Raw genomic sequence first — 1,142 nt, 5'->3', positions numbered from 1 at the left:
ACCCCACCCGGTGCCGTCCGCCGACGCGGCGAACGCCTTGCAACGGCCGTCCCCCGCCAGCCCGCCCTGAGCGGCGAACTCGGCAAAGATCCCCGGTGTGGCCATTACCGCGACACCGCCGGCCAGCGCCATCGTGCACTCGCCGGAGCGGAGCGCCTGGGCCGCGAGGTGCAGGGCCACCAGCGACGACGAGCACGCCGTGTCCACCGTGACCGCAGGACCTTCCAAGCCCAACGTGTACGCGATCCGGCCCGACAGCACGCTGCTCGCGCCGCCGGTCAGCATGTAGCCCTCGGCGTCACCCGAGGCAGCGCCGACGGTGTCGTAGCCCGAACCTGTCCCACCTACGAACACGCCGGTCTTGCTGCCCTTCAGCGTGTTCGGGTCGATGCCGGACCGCTCCAGCGCTTCCCACGCCGTCTCCAGCAGCAACCGCTGCTGCGGATCCATCGCCAACGCCTCACGCGGTGAAATACCGAAGAACGCCGCGTCGAACCCGGCCGCATCCTCGATGAACCCACCCACCCGGGCGAAACCATCACCGGTCACGTCCCAGCCTCGCTGAGTCGGGAACTCCGAGACAGCGTCGACACCGCCCGAGAGCAGGGCCCACAACTGTTCGGGGCTCTCCACGCCGCCGGGGAACCGGCAGCCCATCCCGACGATGGCGATCGGCTCGTCCACCGCCGTCGTACTCACCGGCGTCACCTGCACGGCCTCGACCGTGCCCAGCAGTTCCGACTCCAGGTGTTCGGCCAGTGCAGAGGGTGTCGGGTAGTCGAAGACGAGGCTCGCGGGCAGCACAAGACCCGTCGCCGTCGCCAGCTTGTTCCTCAACTCCACCGCAGTCAGCGAGCCAAAACCGGCGTCGCGGAAGGCGCGGTTGGGCAGCAGGGCGTCGGCGTTGTCGAAACCGAGGGTGACGGCCGCCTCCCGCCGGACCAGATCGAGCAACGCCCGCGCACGGTCCTTCTCCCCCATCCCGGCCAGCTTGCGCCGCAGCACCGACTCACCGGCCGACTGCGTACCCAGGTGTTCGAGCGCCTTGCGGGCCTCGGGAATGCCCGACAGCAGCGCACTCGGCCGCTCGATGGTGAAACTGGGCGCGAACCGCTCCCAATCGGTGTCCGTCACGGTGAGGG

Annotated in this window: 1 protein-coding gene; it reads right to left on the bottom strand. The window is 69.9% G+C overall.

Going from position 1 to position 1,142, the window contains the following annotated elements; genetic code table 11:
• On the bottom strand, positions 1-1,142 hold a 1,142-nt coding region (locus tag AQJ67_RS44160; protein ID WP_244190815.1), incomplete at both ends, for a type I polyketide synthase.

Origin of the sequence: Streptomyces caeruleatus, from assembly GCF_001514235.1 — a bacterium.
Lineage (GTDB): Bacteria > Actinomycetota > Actinomycetes > Streptomycetales > Streptomycetaceae > Streptomyces > Streptomyces caeruleatus.
Note: the sequence above shows the minus strand (reverse complement) of the source record. Positions and strands in the feature narration are given on the sequence as shown.